Raw genomic sequence first — 16,580 nt, forward strand, 5'->3', positions numbered from 1 at the left:
CGTGAACGGTCCCGGTGAGGCCCGCGAGGCCGACCTGGGTGTGGCTTCCGGTAACGGCAAGGGGCAGATCTTCGTCAAGGGCGAGGTCATCAAGACCGTCCCGGAGTCGAAGATCGTGGAGACCCTCATCGAGGAGGCCATGAAGATCGCCGAACGCATGGCGGCGGAGGGAGCGGCGACCGGCGCCCCCGACGTCACCGTCGGCTGAACGAACCCCGACGGCTCCGTCGGCAGAACAAAGAGGAGGGGGACCCAGCATGTCGATGCTCGAATACATCCGGGAACCGCAGGACCTCAAGGAGGTGCCGACCGACCGCCTCGGCGAACTGGCCGCGGAGATCCGCCAGTTCCTCATCCGGGCGGTCGCCCGCACCGGCGGCCATCTCGGACCCAACCTGGGCGTGGTCGAGCTGACCATCGCCCTGCACCGGGTGTTCGACTCGCCCGCCGACCGCATCCTGTGGGACACCGGGCACCAGTCGTACGTCCACAAGATCCTGACCGGCCGGCAGGACTTCTCCAAGCTCCGCGGCAAGGGCGGCCTGTCCGGGTATCCCTCGCGCGAGGAATCCGTCCACGACGTCATCGAGAACAGCCACGCCTCCACCGTGCTCGGCTGGGCCGACGGCCTCGCCAAGGCCAACCAGGTACTGGGAAAGCGCGACCACGTCGTCGCGGTCACCGGCGACGGCGCGCTCACCGGCGGCATGGCCTGGGAGGCGCTCAACAACATCGCGGCCGAGGACCGGCCGCTGATCATCGTCGTCAACGACAACGAGCGCTCCTACGCGCCCACCATCGGCGGCCTCGCCGACCACCTCGCCACCCTCCGCACCACCGACGGCTACGAACGCTTCCTGTCCTGGGGCAAGGACGTACTGAACCGCACACCGGTCGTCGGCAGGCCCCTGTACGGATCGCTGCACGGCGCGAAGAAGGGCTTCAAGGACGCCTTCGCGCCCCAGGGCATGTTCGAGGACCTGGGCCTGAAGTACGTCGGCCCGATCGACGGCCACGACATCGAGGCGGTGGAGTCCGCGCTGCGCCGCGCCGCCCGCTTCCACGGCCCCGTACTGGTGCACTGCCTCACCGAGAAGGGTCGCGGCTACCAGCCGGCTCTGGAGGACGAGGCCGACCGCTTTCATACGGTCGGCGTGATGGACCCGCTCACCTGCGCGCCCGTCGCGCCGCCCGGCCCGCCGTCCTGGACCTCCGTCTTCGGCGACGAGATGGTCCGCATCGGGGCCGAGCGGCCGGACGTCGTAGCCCTCACCGCGGCGATGCTGCAGCCCGTGGGACTGGGCAGGTTCGCCGCCGCGTATCCGGACCGGGTCTGGGACGTGGGCATCGCCGAACAGCACGCCGCGGTCTCCGCGGCCGGGCTCGCCACCGGCGGCCTGCACCCGGTCTTCGCGGTCTACGCCACGTTCCTCAACCGCGCCTTCGACCAGATCCTCATGGACGTCGCGCTGCACAAGTGCGGGGTCACCTTCGTCCTGGACCGGGCCGGCGTCACCGGCACCGACGGGCCGAGCCACAACGGCATGTGGGACATGTCGATCCTCCAGGTCGTGCCGGGCCTGCGGATCGCCGCGCCGCGCGACGCCGACCAGCTCCGCGCCGAGCTGCGCGAGGCCGTCGACGTCGACGACGCGCCGACCGTCGTGCGCTACCCCAAGGAGTCCGTCGGCGACCCGATCCCCGCGCTGGAACGCGTCGGGGGAGTGGACGTCCTCGCCCGCGGCGACCGGGAGGACGTGCTGCTGGTCGCGGTCGGCGTCATGGCGCCGGTCTGCCTGGCGACGGCCGAACTGCTCGCGGCGCGCGGCATCGGCACCACCGTGATCGACCCCCGCTGGGTCAAGCCGGTCGACCCGGAGATCCCGCGGCTGGCCGCGCGCCACGCCGCGGTGGCCGTCGTGGAGGACAGCAGCCGCACCGGCGGCGTCGGCGCGGCGGTCGGCCAGGCGCTGCGCGACGCCGACGTCGACCTGCCGCTGCGCACCTTCGGCATCCCCGAACAGTTCCTCGCGCACGCCAAGCGGGGCGAGGTGCTGGCCGACATCGGGCTGACCCCGGCGGAGATCGCGGGCCGCATCGCCGAGAGCCTGACCCGTACGGACGACCGCGCGGCGGCCGTCGCGGTCGTCAAGGAGACCAACGACGTATGAGCGGATTCGACCTCACCAAGCTGCTCGCCGAGCGCGGCGCCGAACGCTACGACCTGCACGCCAAGTACCTGAACCACCAGTTGCCGCGGATGCTGCACACCATCGGCTTCGACAAGGTCTACGAGAGGGCCGAGGGCGCGTACTTCTGGGACGACCAGGGGCAGGACTACCTGGACATGCTCGCCGGGTTCGGTGTGATGGGCCTCGGCCGGCACCACCCGGTGGTCCGGCAGGCGCTGCACGACGTACTGGACGCCGGGCTCGCCGACCTCACCCGCTTCGACTGCCCGCCGCTGCCGGGGCTGCTCGCCGAGAAGCTGCTCCGGTACGCGCCGCATCTGGACCGGGTCTTCTTCGGGAACAGCGGTACGGAGGCGGTCGAGACGGCCCTGAAGTTCGCCCGGTACGCGACGGGCCGCCCGCGCATCCTGTACTGCACGCACGCCTTCCACGGGCTGACCACCGGCTCGCTGTCGGTCAACGGCGAGGCCGGCTTCCGCGACGGCTTCGCGCCGCTGCTGCCGGACACCGCGATCGAGATGGGCGACCTGGACGCGCTGGAGCGGGAGCTGAGGCGCGGCGACGTGGCGGGCTTCGTCGTGGAGCCGATCCAGGGCAAGGGCGTGCACCCCACCCCGCCCGGCTTCCTGCGCGCCGCACAGGAGCTGCTGCACAAGCACAAGGCGCTGCTCATCGCCGACGAGGTGCAGACCGGCCTCGGCCGCACCGGCGACTTCTTCGCGTACCAGCACGAGCCCGGCGTCGAACCGGACCTGGTCTGCGTGGCCAAGGCGCTCTCCGGCGGCTATGTGCCGGTCGGCGCCACGCTCGGCAAGGAGTCGGTCTTCAAGAAGGTCTACTCCTCGATGGACCGGGTGCTGGTGCACTCCGCGAGCTTCGGCTCCAACGCCCAGGCGATGGCGGCGGGGCTGGCGGTCCTGACGGTCATGGAGGACGAAGGGATCGTCGCCGGAGTGCGGTCGACGGGCGACCTGCTGCGCTCCCGCCTGACCGAGCTGATCCCGAAGTACGAGCTGCTGCACGACGTGCGGGGCCGCGGCCTGATGATCGGCATCGAGTTCGGCCGCCCGAAGTCGCTGGGGCTGCGGAGCCGCTGGACGATGCTCCAGGCGGCCCGCAAGGGCCTGTTCGCGCAGATGGTCGTGGTACCGCTGCTCCAGCGGCACCGCATCCTCACCCAGGTCTCCGGCGATCACCTGGAAGTCATTAAGCTGATCCCGCCGTTGATCATCGGCGAGCCGGAGGTGGACCGCTTCGTCGCGGCCTTCACCGCCGTCATGGACGACGCCCACGCGGGCGGCGGCCTGATCTGGGACTTCGGCCGGACGCTGGTGAAGCAGGCGATGGCGAACAGATGAGCTGACTACGGGGGCGGACGGTGGTCGCACCGACGACGGTACGGGCCGTGAACACGATGACGGCGCGCTGGGCGCGGGCCGCGGCCGGGGACGGCAGCGGCAAGGAGCGCGGCACCGTCCTTGCCGCGGCCGGTGTCTGGCCGCTGCTGGCCATGCTCGCGGGCCCGGCGCACGGCCCGGCCCGTGCGGAGCTGGCCGCCGCCCTGGGCGTGCCCGCCGAATCCGCCGCCGCGGCGGGCCGGGAGGTCCTGGCCGCGCTGGACGCTGCGCCCGGCGTCCGGACGGCGGTCGGCCTGTGGGCCCGCCGCATGCTGGAGCTGCGCCCGGAGTGGCGCGCCGAACTGCCCCTGGACACCCACGGGGAGCTCACCGGGGACGTCGAGGCGGACCTGGCGGAGCTGAACGCCTGGGCCGCGCGGCGTACCGAGGGCATGATCGACAAAATGCCGCCGGTCATCGGCCGGGACACGCTTTTCGTGCTGGCCTCCGCGCTGGTGGCCCGGACGACCTGGGCGTGGCCGTTCACCGAGACCCTGCTCGATCCGCAGGCCGGACCATGGTCGGGGCGCCGGCTGGCCGGCCTGGTGCGCTTCGGGCCCCTGGGCGACCTCCTCGCGGTGCACGGCACGCGGTGTGGCCTGCTCACCCGGCTGCGGGTCGAGGGCGACGAGGGGCTCGACGTCCATCTCCTGCTCGGGCCCGAGGAACGCTCGGCGGGAGAGGTGCTGGAGGCCGGGATCGCGACTCTGGGCGGCGCGTGTCCCACCACGTACGGGGACGAGCTGCCCGAGGGGGGAGCGGTCGCTCCGGGCGTCACCGTCACCACCGTGCCGAGCCGGGACACGGAGCCGACTCTGGCGGTCCGTTCCGTGGCCTTCACGGTCGATGCCGAACACGACCTGCTCGACCACGCGGCGCTGTTCGGTCTGGAGAGCGCGCGGAACGCCGTACACGGTCACTTTCCCGGCATCAGCGCGTACCCGCTGGCGGTCTCCGCGGCCCGCCAGTCCGCCACCGCTACGTTCGGCTCTCTGGGGTTCCGCGCCGCCGCGGTCACCGCCGTCGCCGCGGCGCCCGGTGGCGCGCCGATGCCCCCGTCACATCGGGCCCGGCAGGTCGAGGCCCGCTTCGACCGCCCCTTCGGCTTCCTGGCCGTGCAGCGGGCCACGGGCCTGGTCATCGCCGCCGGCTGGGTGGCCGACCCCGGCACACGCTGAAGGGCCGGGCCCTCTGGGGGTACCGGCCCTTCGGATGTGCCGCCGTGCGGCCCTCAGTCCTCCAGCAGGCGTTCCCGGAGGCGGCCGCGGGTTTCCGGGGTGAGCTTCAGGCCCTCGGTGAGGTAGGTCTCCGTGGAGCCCCAGGTGGACTCGATGGTGTCGAAGGCCGCGTGCAGGTACTCGGCGCGGGCGTCGAAGAGCGGTGCGAGCAGCGCCATGACCTCTTCGGACATGCCGGCCGCCGAGCGGTTGGAGCGGCGTACCTTGTACCGCCGGCGCGGGTCGTTGGACTCCAGGTAGTCCGCCTCGATGGCCTCCCGCTCCACGCCCACCGCGAGCAGCGTGATCGCGATCGACAGGCCCGCGCGGTCCTTGCCGGCAGCGCAGTGCATCAGCGCCGGCACGCTCTCCTCGGCTATGGAGTGCAGCACCCGGCTGTGGTCGGCGGTGCGGGTCGAGATGATGTGCCGGTACGTGCGGGCCATCCGGCCCGCTGCCTGTCCGTCGCCCAGCGCCGCACGGAGCTGGTCCAGCTCGCCGTCGCGCACCATCGCCCAGAACTCCGCGCCGTCGGCCGGGTCGGTGAGCGGGATGTTGATGTGCCGCACGCCGGGGAGGGTGACGTCCGGGCCCTCGAGCTTGATGTCGGCGGCGTTGCGGAAGTCGAAGATGGTGTGCAGGCCGAGGGTGCCGAGGAAGGCGGCGTCCGCCTCCGTGGCGTGCGCCAGGTGACCGCTGCGGAAGAGCCGGCCCTGCCGCACCCGCCGCCCGTCGACCGTCGGCAGCCCGCCGACGTCCCGGAAGTTGCGCACCTCGGTGAGCAGGGGCTCGGTCGACCGGACCTGGGGCGGCTGCTGCGTCGTCACGGGCGCGCTCCTTTTACGTCGGCCGCCGACGCTGCTCGCCGGCGAGCGGGCTGTTTCGACCATACGGCACTGGTGCAATAGGCAACTAGCTCGTCCGGCCACTGATCGTGACCGTATGCGGTCGGGACGCGGGCGGAATGTGGTCGGGATGTGGTGGCGGCGCGGTCGGGTGCCGTTGCTCGGCGTCCGTCTCGGAGTGGGGCTGCTGTCCACTTGTATTCCGACTTGGGCAGAATTTGACTGAGTGGCGATCATCACCTGCCGTCAACCCATGGTTACGGTGGCGTAGGTCACTCCTGAAGGTGAAGTATGTCCTGACGTGGCAGAGGATTCGAAGAAGATAAGCAGCAGTGAAGAAAGTGGCCCGTTCGGGTCGTACGCAGCCATCGGGGACAGCTTCACCGAGGGCGTCGGCGACCCCGGTCCGGACGGCACGTTCATCGGCTGGGCGGACCGGCTCGCGGTCCTGCTCTCCGACCGCCGCCCGGAGCACGACTTCCGGTACGCGAACCTCGCCGTGCGGGGGCGCCTCCTGGACCAGATCGTCGCCGAACAGGTCCCGCGCGCGAAGGAGCTCGGCCCCGACCTGGTGACCTTCTGTGCCGGCGGTAACGACATCCTCCGGCCCGGCTCCGACCCGGACGACGTCGCCGAGCGCTACGCCGCCGCCGTCGCCGACCTCAAGGAGTCGGTCGGCACGGTCCTGGTGTGCACCGGCTTCGACACCCGCGACATCCCCGTGCTCAAGCACCTGCGCGGCAAGATCGCGACGTACACCGCCCACGTGCGGGCCATCGCCGACCAGCACGGCTGCCCGGTCCTGGACCTGTGGTCGCTGAAGTCCGTGCAGGACCGCCGCGCCTGGAGCGACGACCGGCTGCACCTCTCGCCCGACGGGCACACCCGGGTGGCGCTCCGTGCGGGGCAGGTGCTCGGCCTGGACGTGCCGGCCGAGCCGGACCAGCCCTGGCCGCCGGAGGCCGCACGCAGCGCGGCCGACGCGCGTCGCGAGACCATCCACTGGGCGCGCGAACACCTCGTGCCGTGGATCGGGCGGCGGCTGCGCGGCGAGTCCTCGGGCGACCGCGTCACGGCGAAGCGGCCCGAGCTGGCGCTGCTGGAGGCCGACGCCGCAGCGCTCGCCCAGGCGGCCGCCTCGATCCGCTAGTACGCGAGTGGTGCGCGAGGTCCGCTAGTACGCGAGGTCCGCCCACACGACCCGGCCCCGGCCGGTGTCGGCGGGCCGTACGCCCCAGTCCTCCGACACCGCGCCGACCAGCAGCAGGCCGCGCCCGCACTCCCGGTCCGTGCTGCGCGGCTGGGCCTGCGGACGGGAGTCGCTGTGCCCCTGGTCGGTGACCGCCACGCGCAGCCGCGCGCCGTCGAGCGTCAGCTCGCAGGAGACCCGCTCGCTGTCCGTGTGCCGCACGGCATTGGTGAAGAGCTCCGAGACCACCAGCTCGGCGTCGTCGCGCAACTGCTCGGTGACGCCCCATGCCCGCAGCGCGGTGGTGACTCTTCGGCGGGCCTCCGGAACGGAGGTGCGCAGCGCCGGCAAATGGAAGGCGTCGCTGAGGAGTTGGACGGCGACGCCGCCGCATCCCCTTAACGATTCCGCGTTGTGGGAGGAAGGCACTCCGCAACTATGTGCGATGTTGAACAAGGTTGGCAAGGACCAACCTGTAAATTGCAGAATCGTCGTGACAGTCTGTTGGCGCTTCTGATGGCATGACACACTGCTGAGCACGTAACTCAGTTGGAGGAGATCACAAGTGGTGGACGCACGGTCGGGCGGGGCTCCGACCGTCCTGCGGGTAGTCCTCGGCAAGAGGCTGCAGGACCTTCGCGAGAAGGCCGGACTCTCCTTCGAACAGGCCGCAGAGGCACTGGACGTCACGCACGCGACCGTACGCCGCATGGAGAAGGCCGAAGTCGGCCTGAAGATCCCGTACGTGGAGAAGCTGCTCGCCACCTACGGCGTCACCGACGCGGAGGAGAGCGAGACCTTCATCGCACTCGCCCGGGAGGCCAACCGCCCCGGCTGGTGGCACCGTTTCCGCGACGTACTGCCCGACTGGTTCAGCGCGTACGTCAGCCTGGAGAGCGCCGCGAACCTCATCCGCGCCTACCAGCCGCACTATGTACCCGGCCTGCTGCAGACCGAGGGCTACGCGCGCGCCGTGCTGCGCTCCGGCATGCCGCACGCCGCCCCCGAGGAGATCGACCGCTCCGTCGCCCTGCGCATGGAACGCCAGTCGCTGCTCCGCCGCGACAACGCCCCCATGCTGTGGGCCGTGCTGGACGAGACGGTGCTGCGCCGCCCGGTCGGCGGCGCAGGCGTCATGCGCGAGCAGCTCGACCGGCTGATCGAGGCCACCGAACTGCCCAACGTACGGCTGCAGATCATCCCCTTCGCCACCGGCCCGCACCCAGCCATGTACGGACCGTTCCACATCTTCCGGTTCCCCATCCCGGAGCTGCCCGACATCGCGTACGTGGAGAGCCTGGTCGGCGCCGTGTACTTCGACCAGCGCGGCGATGTCTCGCAGTTCCTGGAGGCGCTGGACCGGATGTGCGCGCAGGCCGCGCCCGCACACCGCACCGCAGCCCTTCTGAGTGGCTTTCGCAAGGAGATCTAACCCCCCATGGATCGCACACGTATCTACAACGGCATGCCCGCCAACGAACTGGGTGAGGGCTGGCACAAGCCGTGGAGCGGCGGCAACGGCGGCGAGTGCGTCGAGGCGATGAGACTCAAGGACGGCCGGGTGGCGCTGCGTCAGTCCACCGATCCCAACGGCCCGGCACTGATCTACACCCGCGGCGAGATCGAGAGCTTCATCCGGGGCGCGAAGGCCGGCGAGGCGGACTTCCTGCTGCACGGGGTGCCCTGTGTGTGCGGGGACCGGAGGAGCGCATGAGCGACCGGACCTTCCCGGCGGAGCACAGTCCGCTCGCGGACCACAGCCTTCCGGCGGAGCAGGGCTTCACGGCGGACGAGATCGACACCAGTAAGCCGCATCCCGCGCGGATGTACGACTACTACCTCGGCGGCTGGGACAACTACGAGATCGACCGCGAGGCCGCCGACGAGGTGATCCGCGTCCACCCGCAGGTCCGCGACAGCGCCCGCGCCAACCGCGCCTTCATGCAGCGCGCCGTCCGGGACGCGGCACACGCCGGTATCCGGCAGTTCCTCGACCTCGGCACCGGCATCCCCACCTCGCCCAACACCCACGAGGTGGCGCGGGAGGAGATGCCGGACGCGCGGGTGGTCTACGCCGACAACGACCCGATCGTGGCCACCCACGCGGGCGCCCGGCTCACCAACGCGCCGGGCACCGGCTTCGTCCTCGGCGACGTCCGCGCGCCGAAGACGCTGCTCGCCGACCCGGCGGTCCGCTCGCTGATCGATTTCGCGCAGCCGGTGGCCGTGCTGCTCGTCGCCGTACTGCACTTCGTGCGCGACGACGAGGACCCGGCCGGGGTGGTCGCGGCGCTCGCCGACGCGCTGCCCGCCGGCAGCCGGCTGATCCTCTCCCACGCCACGGGCGAGCCGTACGAGGAGTACGCGGAAGGCCGCACGGACGAGGTGGCGCGGGACGGCGTCCTGAACGTCTACAAGAACGCCACCGCCACGCTCAACCTCCGCGACCGGGCCGCGGTCGAGCGGCTCTTCGGCCCGTTCCGGCTCCAGGAGCCGGGCGTCGTCCGGGTACCGCTGTGGCGCCCGGACGGTCCCGTGCCCACCGCCGAAGAGATCAACAACACGATCTTCTACGGCGGGGTGGGCATCAAGGGATGAAGCGCACGGCGGTGAACCTCACGGGGTGAGCGAAGGGGCCCGCAGCTCAGCGGCGGGCTCCTCCTCTTCCGCCGCTGCCGCGCGCAGCTCCTTCGCCGTGATGAGTGCGGTGTGCGTGCCCTCCGACGTACAGGCGTGCGCGCCCGCGAGCGTACCCAGCCGGGCGCACTCCTCCAGCTCGTGCCCGGCCAGCCGGCCGTGCAGGAAGCCGCACACGAAGGCGTCGCCCGCGCCGTTGCTGTCCACCACCGGCGCCGCCGGCACGGCAGCGGGGACGTGCCGCGGCGTGGAGTCGTCCGGCGTGAGCAGATACGCGCCGCCCGCGCCCGCCGTGGCGATCACGGCCTCGGCGCGGCCCTCGCGCAGGATCTCCCGCATCACCGCGCCGATCCGCTCCCCGGCGCCCGCCGCGCTGAGGAACACCAGGTCCGAGCGGAGCGCGAACTCCCGGTGGTGGTCGGCCAGCCCGTCCCAGTCGTGCAGATCGGTGGAGACGGGGACGCCCAGCTCCGCGATGTCGTCGAAGAGGAAGCGGGCGAAGTGCATGATCGACAGATGCACGTGCCGGGTCCTGCGGAGGTACGGGAAGTAGTGCTCGGGCGGCATCCGCAGTTCGAGCGGGTCCCGGCCGTCGTAGAAGGACGTGCGGCGGCCGTCGGGGGAGACGAGGTTGACCGCGCGGCGGGTCCCGTGCGGGGAGACCATCGGATCGAAGTCGACGCCGGTGCCCTTCAGCCGCTCCCTGACCAGCTCGCCCTCGTGGTCCGCACCGATGAAGTCCACGAACGCGGTGGACAGCCCGAGCGCCGCACAGCCGAGCGCGACGCCCGTGCCCGTATGCCCGGCCCATTCCCGGATCGGCGGTACGGCGAAGGAGTCGGCCTGCGGAACCGGCAGTGCGCCGACCCGGACGATCGTGTCCACACCCGATCCGCCGACGACCAGCACGTCGTACGGCTGCGTCGGCCGGGTGTCCTGGTGGAGTCCCTGCTGGAATGTCACAAGTGTCCTTGAATCCCTGGCTGGTGAGACCGATAACGGCCCATTGGGGCCGCTTCGGGGAGTGTAGACGCCACGCACCCCGCGCAACGGCAAGTCACTACCCCGTCACCCGCCGGGACGTGCCCGGCACCGCTCCCACCACCGCTTTCCGGACAGCCCGCGCGCCGCACCCGCCCCGTGCGGTCCGCCCGGCGGGCGCGTCTCCGCGTGCTGCTCAGCCCGCGGGACCCGCCTCCGCGGTCCGCCGGGCGCGGCGTCACTTGGCCGATACCCGACGGCGCGCGGCCCGGGGGATGATGGAGACATGGAGGGCGAAGCGGACGGACTGTTCCCGCGCGAGGTGTTCCCGCGCGAGCGGACGGAGGTGGCGCCCGGCGCGGTACATGTGCCGGACTGGCTGGACATGGAGGAGCAGCGGGAGCTGCTGGCGGCGTGCCGGGAGTGGGCCGGGCCGCCGGCCGGGCTGCGGACCGTGCGGACCCCGGGTGGCGGCGTGATGTCCGTCCGTCAGGTCTGCCTGGGATGGCACTGGAGCGCGGTGCCCCGCTGCCCGGACTGCGGCCGCGCGGTCCGGGCGAACCCCGACTGCCCGGGCCGGCACTCCTACCCCTACGCCTACTCCCGTACCGTCGTGGACGGCGACGGCGCGCCCGTGAAGCCCTTCCCCGAACGGCTCCGCGCGCTCGCCGGCCGGGCGCTGACGGCGGCGTACGGCAGCGGAGCCGGCGCGGCACCGTACGCGCCCGACGCGCCGTACGACATCGCGCTGCTCAACTTCTACGGCGACGACGCCCGGATGGGCATGCACCAGGACATCGACGAGCGCTCCGCCGCACCCGTGATCTCCGTCAGCCTCGGCGACACCTGCGTCTTCCGGTTCGGCAACACCGAGACCCGGAACCGGCCCTGGACCGATGCCGAGCTGCGCAGCGGCGACCTCTTCGTGTTCGGCGGCCCGTCCCGGTGGGCGTACCACGGCGTACCCCGCACCGCACCCGGCACCGCCCCCGCGGCGCTCGGCCTGAAGGGCCGCGTCAACCTCACGCTGCGCGTCGGCGCCCTGGACCGGCCCGCCCCGCGGCCCTGAAAAACCGGATGCGCGCCCGCCGGAACCGGCGGCACGCTGGAGCATGAGCTGGACGACGACGGACGACCTCGACACGTTCCTGACCAGCGCGGGCGGCTTCCTGCGCGCCCGCCCCGCCGAGCACACGGTGCTCCTCGGGGTCACGGCCACGCTGGCCGCCTCGGGCCCGGCGGCCTATGGCGACGAGCCGCCCCGGTACGGCTGGTGGTGCGGCCCGGACGGCCGGACCGCGGGCGCGTTTCTGTGGACCGCGCCGCGCCCGCCGGTGCTCTCGCCGATGCCGGACCGGGCCGCCGCCGAGCTCCTGGACGTCCTCGCCGCCGGGCCGCTGCCGGTCGGCGGGGTCAACGGCGCGCGGCCCGCCGCCGACGCGTTCACCGCCGCCTGGGAGCGCCGCACGGGCCGCGCCGCGCGGCTCCGGACGCACCTCCGGCTCTACCGCCTGGAGGAGCCGGCCCCGCCGGACCCGGCGCCGCGCGGCAGCGCCCGTGCCGCCACCGCCGCCGACCGCGGCCTCCTCGTGGACTGGTGGGGCGCGTTCGCGCGCGAGAGCGGCGGCGAGCCGTACGGACACGACCGCGCGGTCGACGACCGGCTGTCCTACGGCGGGCTCACGCTCTGGGAGGCCGACGGGCGCCCGGCATCCCTCGCCGGCCTCACCCGTACGGTCGGCGGCATGGCCAGGGTCGGCCCCGTCTACACCCCGCCCGCGCTGCGCCGTAACGGCTACGCGGCGGGCGCCACGGCCGCGGTGACGCGCGGCGCGCTCGCGGACGGCGCCGAGCAGGTGCTCCTCTTCGCGGACACCGCCAATCCCACCAGCACGGCTCTGTACGAGCGGCTCGGCTATCGGCCCGTCGGCGACCACCGCCGCTACGACTTCGCGTAACGGCCGGGCGCTGCAGATGGCGGTCGCGGTGGTCTCTTCATGTGGCGCGGGCGACACACCGGGCACCGCGTGCCGCGAGTTCTCCGCCGTCCGGCTGGGTAGCCGTCCCCCGTCCGGCGGTACGCGGAATGCCCGGGCCGGTCGCGCGGTTGCCCGTTGAGGGTGATGGTGTTGTGTCCGGGCGGTGCGACACCGCGGTCGTGGCCGACCGCCCGGTCCCCAGGGGCCGGCAGCCGGCCGGCCGCCGGGCCCGCAGACCGCCGACCGTCCCGAACCTGGAGGTGTCGTGACCGCTCCCCGCTCTTGGCGCATGAGTACTGGCTCGTGGCGCACCGCCGCATTCGGCGCCGTGCCCACAGGAGAGCGCCTGGCCAGGATCCGCCGCTCCCCGCAGTTCGTGGACGGGCAGTTCCGCAACCCGGTCGCCACCCGGCAGCTGCTCCACGGCTCCACGCTGCCCATGGTCCGTACGCAGCTCAACAGGGACGGCCGGCTGCGCAGGGCACCCGTGGGCGAGATCCCCGTGCACCACCCCACCGCGGCCGACTGGGCCCGGCCGCCCGCCTCGGGGCTGCGCATCACCTGGATGGGCCATTCGAGCGTGCTGGCGGAGATCGACGGGCAGCGGGTGCTGTTCGACCCGGTCTGGGGTGAGCGCTGCTCGCCGTTCACCTGGGTCGGGCCGCGGCGGCTGCACCCGGTGCCGCTGCCGCTGACGGAGCTGGCGCCGGTCGACGCCGTCGTCATCTCGCACGACCACTACGACCACCTCGACATGCCCACCATCCAGGGCCTGATCGCCACCGGCACCGCCTTCGTCGTGCCGCTCGGCATCGGCGCCGACCTGGAGTACTGGGGCGTACCGGCCGAGCAGATCACCGAACTGGACTGGCACGAATCGACGCGCGTGGGCGAGCTGACGCTGACCGCCACCCCGGCCCAGCACTTCTGCGGGCGCGGGCTGCGCGGCCCGCAGCACACGCTGTGGGCGTCCTGGGTGATCGCGGGGCCCGAGCACCGCGTGTACCACAGCGGTGACACCGGCTACTTCGGCGGCTTCGCGGAGATCGGGAAGACGCACGGCCCGTTCGACCTCACCATGATCCAGATCGGCGCGTACAGCGAGGAGTTCTGGCCCGACATCCACATGACGCCCGAAGAGGGCCTGCGTGCTCACCTCGACCTCGGCGGCGGCCGCCCCGCGGGCGTCCTGCTGCCGATCCACTGGGGCACCTTCAATCTCGCGCCGCACCCGTGGGCGGAGCCGGCGGAGCGCACGGCAGCGGCGGCCATGGCGGCCGGCGCGAAGCTCGCGGCGCCGATTCCGGGCAAGCCGTTCGAGCCCGCCGATGAGCTGACCGTGGAGCCGTGGTGGCGGGCCGCCGCCGTGCCGCCGGTGCACGGCTGGCCGGCCTGGCCGCCGAAGGGGCCCGCGGCGATGGCGAGCGGGGCGGGCAGCGCGCCGGCCGCCGGGGAGTGAGCTGCGGCGGAAGCGGAGCCGGAAGGAATGAACACCCGGGCAGCGAACGGCAGTTCGTACCACTTCGTACTGTCGTGCGAGGGACGGTAACTCACGGAGGTGGCGCGGGGTAGCGAAACCTCGAAGTCCGTCTGATCGGCCCCTCCGCAACAACTAGCGTGCGTGCTCCGCGAACCGCCGACGGCCGATCCGGAGGGCGCCGATGCCTGCTGCATTTCCCCAGGGGACGGGGACCGATGTGTCCCATGACTCCCCCGAATCCCATGGGACCGGGGGGACGAGGGGAATGGTTCCCGCACCGCTGCCCGGGCGGCGGCGGGACCGCGAAGGCGCCCGGCACGGCCGTGCACCGCTCCGCGAGACGGCCGCCGACTCCGTCATACGCGTCCGCCTCGTCCGCCTCGCGGCCGTGCCCTGCCTGCTCGTCGCCGCGACCTGCTCGGCCGTGACCGCCTTCATCGCCCGGTCCGGCGACCAGCCGCTCAGCGGGGCCGCCTGGACCGTCCTCGGCTGCGGCTTCGCCCTCGTGTGCGGCATCACCGCGGTCGCCTGCGCCGCCGCCACCTCCGAGGCCCGCGCCACCATCCAGCGCTACGCCCGGCTGCGGGAGGTGTGCGCCCGCAGCCAGTCCGACCTGTACGCCCTCGTGCACCGCGTACGCCAGGGCGAATGGCTCCAGCAGCGCGCCCCCGAGCCGCTGTCCCGGCCGGCCGGCGACACCCTCGACCTCCTCGTCCACGACGTCGCCGCCGCCGGCCGCGCCGCGGAGACCGCGGTCATCGACGCGGTCGCCATCGCCCGCGGCAACGCCAGCGGCAGCGAGCAGAAGGTCGAGGTCTTCGTGAACCTCGCCCGGCGCCTGCAGTCCCTGGTCCACCGCGAGATCGAGCTGCTGGACGAGCTGGAGAACCGGGTGGAGGACCCCGACCTGCTCAAAGGTCTCTTCCACGTGGACCACCTCGCGACCCGCATCCGCCGGCACGCCGAGAACCTCGCCGTCCTCGGCGGTGCCATCTCCCGCCGCCAGTGGTCCCGCCCGGTCACCATGACCGAGGTCATGCGCTCCTCCATCGCGGAGGTCGAGCAGTACCCGCGCGTCAAGCTCGTACCGCCCATCGAGGGCACGCTCCGCGGCCACGCCGTCGCCGACGTCATCCACCTCCTCGCCGAACTCGTCGAGAACGCCACCGTCTACTCGGCCCCGCACACCCACATCCTGCTCCGCGCCCAACTGGTCACCGCCGGCCTCGCCGTCGAGGTGGAGGACCGGGGACTGGGCATGGACATCGAGGAGCAGGACCGAATGAACGCGCTGCTCGCCGACCCCGACCACGTCGACGTCGCCGAGCTGCTCAACGACGGCCGCATCGGCCTGTTCGTGGTCTCCTCGCTGGCCCGCCGGCACGGCGTCGTCGTCCGCCTGCAGAGCAACATCTACGGCGGCGTACAGGCCGTACTCATCCTGCCGCAGGGCCTGTTGGGCGACGAGCAGGCCGGGGAGGAGGACGACGTGGCCGACAGTGCCGCCCGGCCCGCCGTCGCCGCCGCGCCGCCCGCCGAGCCCCCGCGCCGCCGCGTCGTACGGACCGCCAACGGCCACACCGACGCCGACGCCGGCCTGCTGCCGCCCGCAGCAGCCCCGCCGCGGCCGGACCGCCCGGCACCGCCCGCCGCCCCGCCCGCACCGGCAGCCCGCCCCGCCACGATCGGCGCGCGCACCGCGACGGGCGCCCACACCGCGACGGGCGCCCCGGAAGGCGCCGCAGCGGGGCCCACCGAACCGCGCCGGGACGCCGCTCACGCCGATGCGCGCGCCCCCGGCAGCGGCCGGACCGCGGCGGCGGACGCTCCCACCGCCGCCGCGGCCCCCGGGCCCGAGGCCGGCCCCGGCCCCGTCGTCCTGCCCCCGGCCCCGCCCGTGACCACCGGCGACCGGCCCCGGCTGCCGCGCCGCCGCAAGCAGGAGCACCTCGTCCCCGAACTGCGTGCCGATCCCACCCCGCCCGGCGGCACCCGCACCGCGGGGCGCCCCGAGCCCGAGCACGACCCGGACCTGATGGCCGCCTTCCGGCGCGGCATCACCCGCGCCGACGACGCCTACGACGCGGCAGTGGACCGGGGCACCGCCTACGACAGCAACAGCGCCTACGACAGTGCCGCCTACGAAGGCGGCGCCCCGTACGACAACACCGGCACCGGCCCTTCCCCGGGCCGCTCCCGAGGAGACGACCAAAACCATGGTGAGTGACGTTCACGTACAGTCCCAGCGACATGGCGCCCGGCCGACGACGGACCTGTCCTGGCTGCTGACCGGACTCGTCCAGCGCGTACCGCACGCCCGCAGCGCCCTGCTGCTCTCCTCCGACGGGCTGGTCAAGGCCGCACACGGCTTCGAGCCCGACAGCGCCGACCACATGGCGGCGCTCGCCTCCGGCCTGTACAGCCTGGCCCGCAGCGCCGGCGTCCGCTTCGGCGACGGCGACGACGTCCTCCAGGTCGTCGTCGAGCTGGAGTCCACCCTGCTCTTCGTCTCCACCGCCGGCTCCGGCGCCAACCTCGCCGTACTCGCCTCCCGCGAGGCCGACGTCGCCGTCCTCGGCTACGAGATGGGCATGCTGGTCAAGAGCGTACGGCCCTACCTCGCCACGCCCGCGCGGCATCACGTGCAGGCGGGCGGGCGCTGA

General features: G+C 73.1%; 15 protein-coding genes and 1 pseudogene. 13 read left to right on the forward strand and 3 right to left on the reverse strand.

Annotation, left to right across the window (positions count from 1 at the left end):
* The 4 genes and pseudogenes from IG84_RS0135080 to IG84_RS0135095 all read left to right on the forward strand — a co-directional run.
* Window positions 1-208: pseudogene (locus IG84_RS0135080) on the forward strand (flavodoxin-dependent (E)-4-hydroxy-3-methylbut-2-enyl-diphosphate synthase); the annotation flags it as partial.
* Between the two features lie 49 nt (window positions 209-257).
* Entirely contained in the window at window positions 258-2,171 is a 1,914-nt protein-coding gene (gene dxs / locus IG84_RS0135085) for a 1-deoxy-D-xylulose-5-phosphate synthase (RefSeq protein WP_051862812.1), read from the forward strand.
* Window positions 2,168-3,550, forward strand: coding sequence for an aspartate aminotransferase family protein (locus IG84_RS0135090; protein WP_031066790.1), 1,383 nt, complete (start codon window positions 2,168-2,170; stop codon window positions 3,548-3,550). The genes dxs and IG84_RS0135090 overlap by 4 nt, the downstream gene beginning before the upstream one ends.
* 56 nt (window positions 3,551-3,606) lie before the next feature.
* Window positions 3,607-4,767, forward strand: a complete 1,161-nt coding sequence (locus IG84_RS0135095; RefSeq protein WP_051862819.1) for a serpin family protein — start codon at window positions 3,607-3,609, stop codon at window positions 4,765-4,767.
* Between the two features lie 53 nt (window positions 4,768-4,820).
* Here IG84_RS0135095 and IG84_RS0135100 read toward each other — a convergent pair whose 3' ends face one another.
* Window positions 4,821-5,633, reverse strand: coding sequence for a tyrosine-protein phosphatase (locus IG84_RS0135100; protein ID WP_031066797.1), 813 nt, complete (start codon window positions 5,631-5,633; stop codon window positions 4,821-4,823).
* 319 nt (window positions 5,634-5,952) lie between these two features.
* Between IG84_RS0135100 and IG84_RS0135105 the strand changes: the two genes are divergently transcribed.
* Window positions 5,953-6,801, forward strand: coding sequence for an SGNH/GDSL hydrolase family protein (locus IG84_RS0135105; protein ID WP_051862813.1), 849 nt, complete (start codon window positions 5,953-5,955; stop codon window positions 6,799-6,801).
* Between the two features lie 24 nt (window positions 6,802-6,825).
* On the opposite strand, the gene IG84_RS0135110 is transcribed toward IG84_RS0135105, so the two are convergent.
* A complete protein-coding gene (locus IG84_RS0135110) occupies window positions 6,826-7,269 on the reverse strand; it encodes an ATP-binding protein (RefSeq protein WP_245659711.1) in 444 nt (147 codons plus the stop codon).
* A 136-nt stretch (window positions 7,270-7,405) separates the two neighbouring features.
* On the opposite strand from IG84_RS0135110, the gene IG84_RS0135115 reads away from it, so the two are divergent.
* From IG84_RS0135115 to IG84_RS0135125, 3 genes are read left to right on the forward strand one after another with little or no spacing between them, the layout of a single operon-like run.
* Window positions 7,406-8,272, forward strand: a complete 867-nt coding sequence (locus IG84_RS0135115) for a helix-turn-helix domain-containing protein (RefSeq protein ID WP_031066806.1) — start codon at window positions 7,406-7,408, stop codon at window positions 8,270-8,272.
* Between the two features lie 6 nt (window positions 8,273-8,278).
* Entirely contained in the window at window positions 8,279-8,554 is a 276-nt protein-coding gene (locus IG84_RS0135120; protein WP_031066902.1) for a DUF397 domain-containing protein, read from the forward strand.
* A complete protein-coding gene (locus IG84_RS0135125; RefSeq protein ID WP_037801305.1) occupies window positions 8,551-9,438 on the forward strand; it encodes an SAM-dependent methyltransferase in 888 nt (295 codons plus the stop codon). The genes IG84_RS0135120 and IG84_RS0135125 overlap by 4 nt, the downstream gene beginning before the upstream one ends.
* 18 nt (window positions 9,439-9,456) lie before the next feature.
* Here the strand turns inward: IG84_RS0135125 and IG84_RS0135130 are convergent, their stop codons facing one another.
* Window positions 9,457-10,383, reverse strand: coding sequence for a carbohydrate kinase family protein (locus tag IG84_RS0135130; protein ID WP_051862820.1), 927 nt, complete (start codon window positions 10,381-10,383; stop codon window positions 9,457-9,459).
* 361 nt (window positions 10,384-10,744) lie between these two features.
* Here IG84_RS0135130 and IG84_RS0135135 point away from each other — a divergent pair, with 361 nt between their 5' ends.
* From IG84_RS0135135 to IG84_RS0135155, 5 genes are all read left to right on the forward strand, one after another.
* Window positions 10,745-11,527, forward strand: coding sequence for an alpha-ketoglutarate-dependent dioxygenase AlkB family protein (locus IG84_RS0135135; RefSeq protein ID WP_031066814.1), 783 nt, complete (start codon window positions 10,745-10,747; stop codon window positions 11,525-11,527).
* Between the two features lie 43 nt (window positions 11,528-11,570).
* Window positions 11,571-12,416, forward strand: coding sequence for a GNAT family N-acetyltransferase (locus IG84_RS0135140; RefSeq protein ID WP_031066816.1), 846 nt, complete (start codon window positions 11,571-11,573; stop codon window positions 12,414-12,416).
* 310 nt (window positions 12,417-12,726) lie between these two features.
* Window positions 12,727-13,896, forward strand: a complete 1,170-nt coding sequence (locus tag IG84_RS0135145; RefSeq protein WP_078649818.1) for an MBL fold metallo-hydrolase — start codon at window positions 12,727-12,729, stop codon at window positions 13,894-13,896.
* 286 nt (window positions 13,897-14,182) lie between these two features.
* Entirely contained in the window at window positions 14,183-16,144 is a 1,962-nt protein-coding gene (locus IG84_RS0135150) for a sensor histidine kinase (protein WP_211266559.1), read from the forward strand.
* On the forward strand, window positions 16,134-16,580 hold the full coding sequence (locus tag IG84_RS0135155; RefSeq protein ID WP_031066905.1) for a roadblock/LC7 domain-containing protein: 447 nt from the start codon (window positions 16,134-16,136) through the stop codon (window positions 16,578-16,580). The genes IG84_RS0135150 and IG84_RS0135155 overlap by 11 nt, the downstream gene beginning before the upstream one ends.

The organism is Streptomyces ochraceiscleroticus, assembly GCF_000720485.1.
Classification (GTDB): domain Bacteria; phylum Actinomycetota; class Actinomycetes; order Streptomycetales; family Streptomycetaceae; genus Streptomyces; species Streptomyces ochraceiscleroticus.

Excerpts from the sequence above, each read along its gene's own strand:
- IG84_RS0135125 (WP_037801305.1), top strand. The coding sequence starts at position 8,551 with ATGAGCGACCGGACCTTCCCGGCGGAGCACAGTCCGCTCGCGGACCAC.
- IG84_RS0135120 (WP_031066902.1), top strand. The coding sequence starts at position 8,279 with ATGGATCGCACACGTATCTACAACGGCATGCCCGCCAACGAACTGGGT.
- IG84_RS0135145 (WP_078649818.1), top strand. The coding sequence starts at position 12,727 with ATGAGTACTGGCTCGTGGCGCACCGCCGCATTCGGCGCCGTGCCCACA.
- IG84_RS0135150 (WP_211266559.1), top strand. The coding sequence starts at position 14,183 with ATGGTTCCCGCACCGCTGCCCGGGCGGCGGCGGGACCGCGAAGGCGCC.
- IG84_RS0135155 (WP_031066905.1), top strand. The coding sequence starts at position 16,134 with ATGGTGAGTGACGTTCACGTACAGTCCCAGCGACATGGCGCCCGGCCG.
- IG84_RS0135140 (WP_031066816.1), top strand. The coding sequence starts at position 11,571 with ATGAGCTGGACGACGACGGACGACCTCGACACGTTCCTGACCAGCGCG.
- IG84_RS0135090 (WP_031066790.1), top strand. The coding sequence starts at position 2,168 with ATGAGCGGATTCGACCTCACCAAGCTGCTCGCCGAGCGCGGCGCCGAA.
- IG84_RS0135095 (WP_051862819.1), top strand. The coding sequence starts at position 3,607 with ATGACGGCGCGCTGGGCGCGGGCCGCGGCCGGGGACGGCAGCGGCAAG.
- IG84_RS0135135 (WP_031066814.1), top strand. The coding sequence starts at position 10,745 with ATGGAGGGCGAAGCGGACGGACTGTTCCCGCGCGAGGTGTTCCCGCGC.
- dxs (WP_051862812.1), top strand. The coding sequence starts at position 258 with ATGTCGATGCTCGAATACATCCGGGAACCGCAGGACCTCAAGGAGGTG.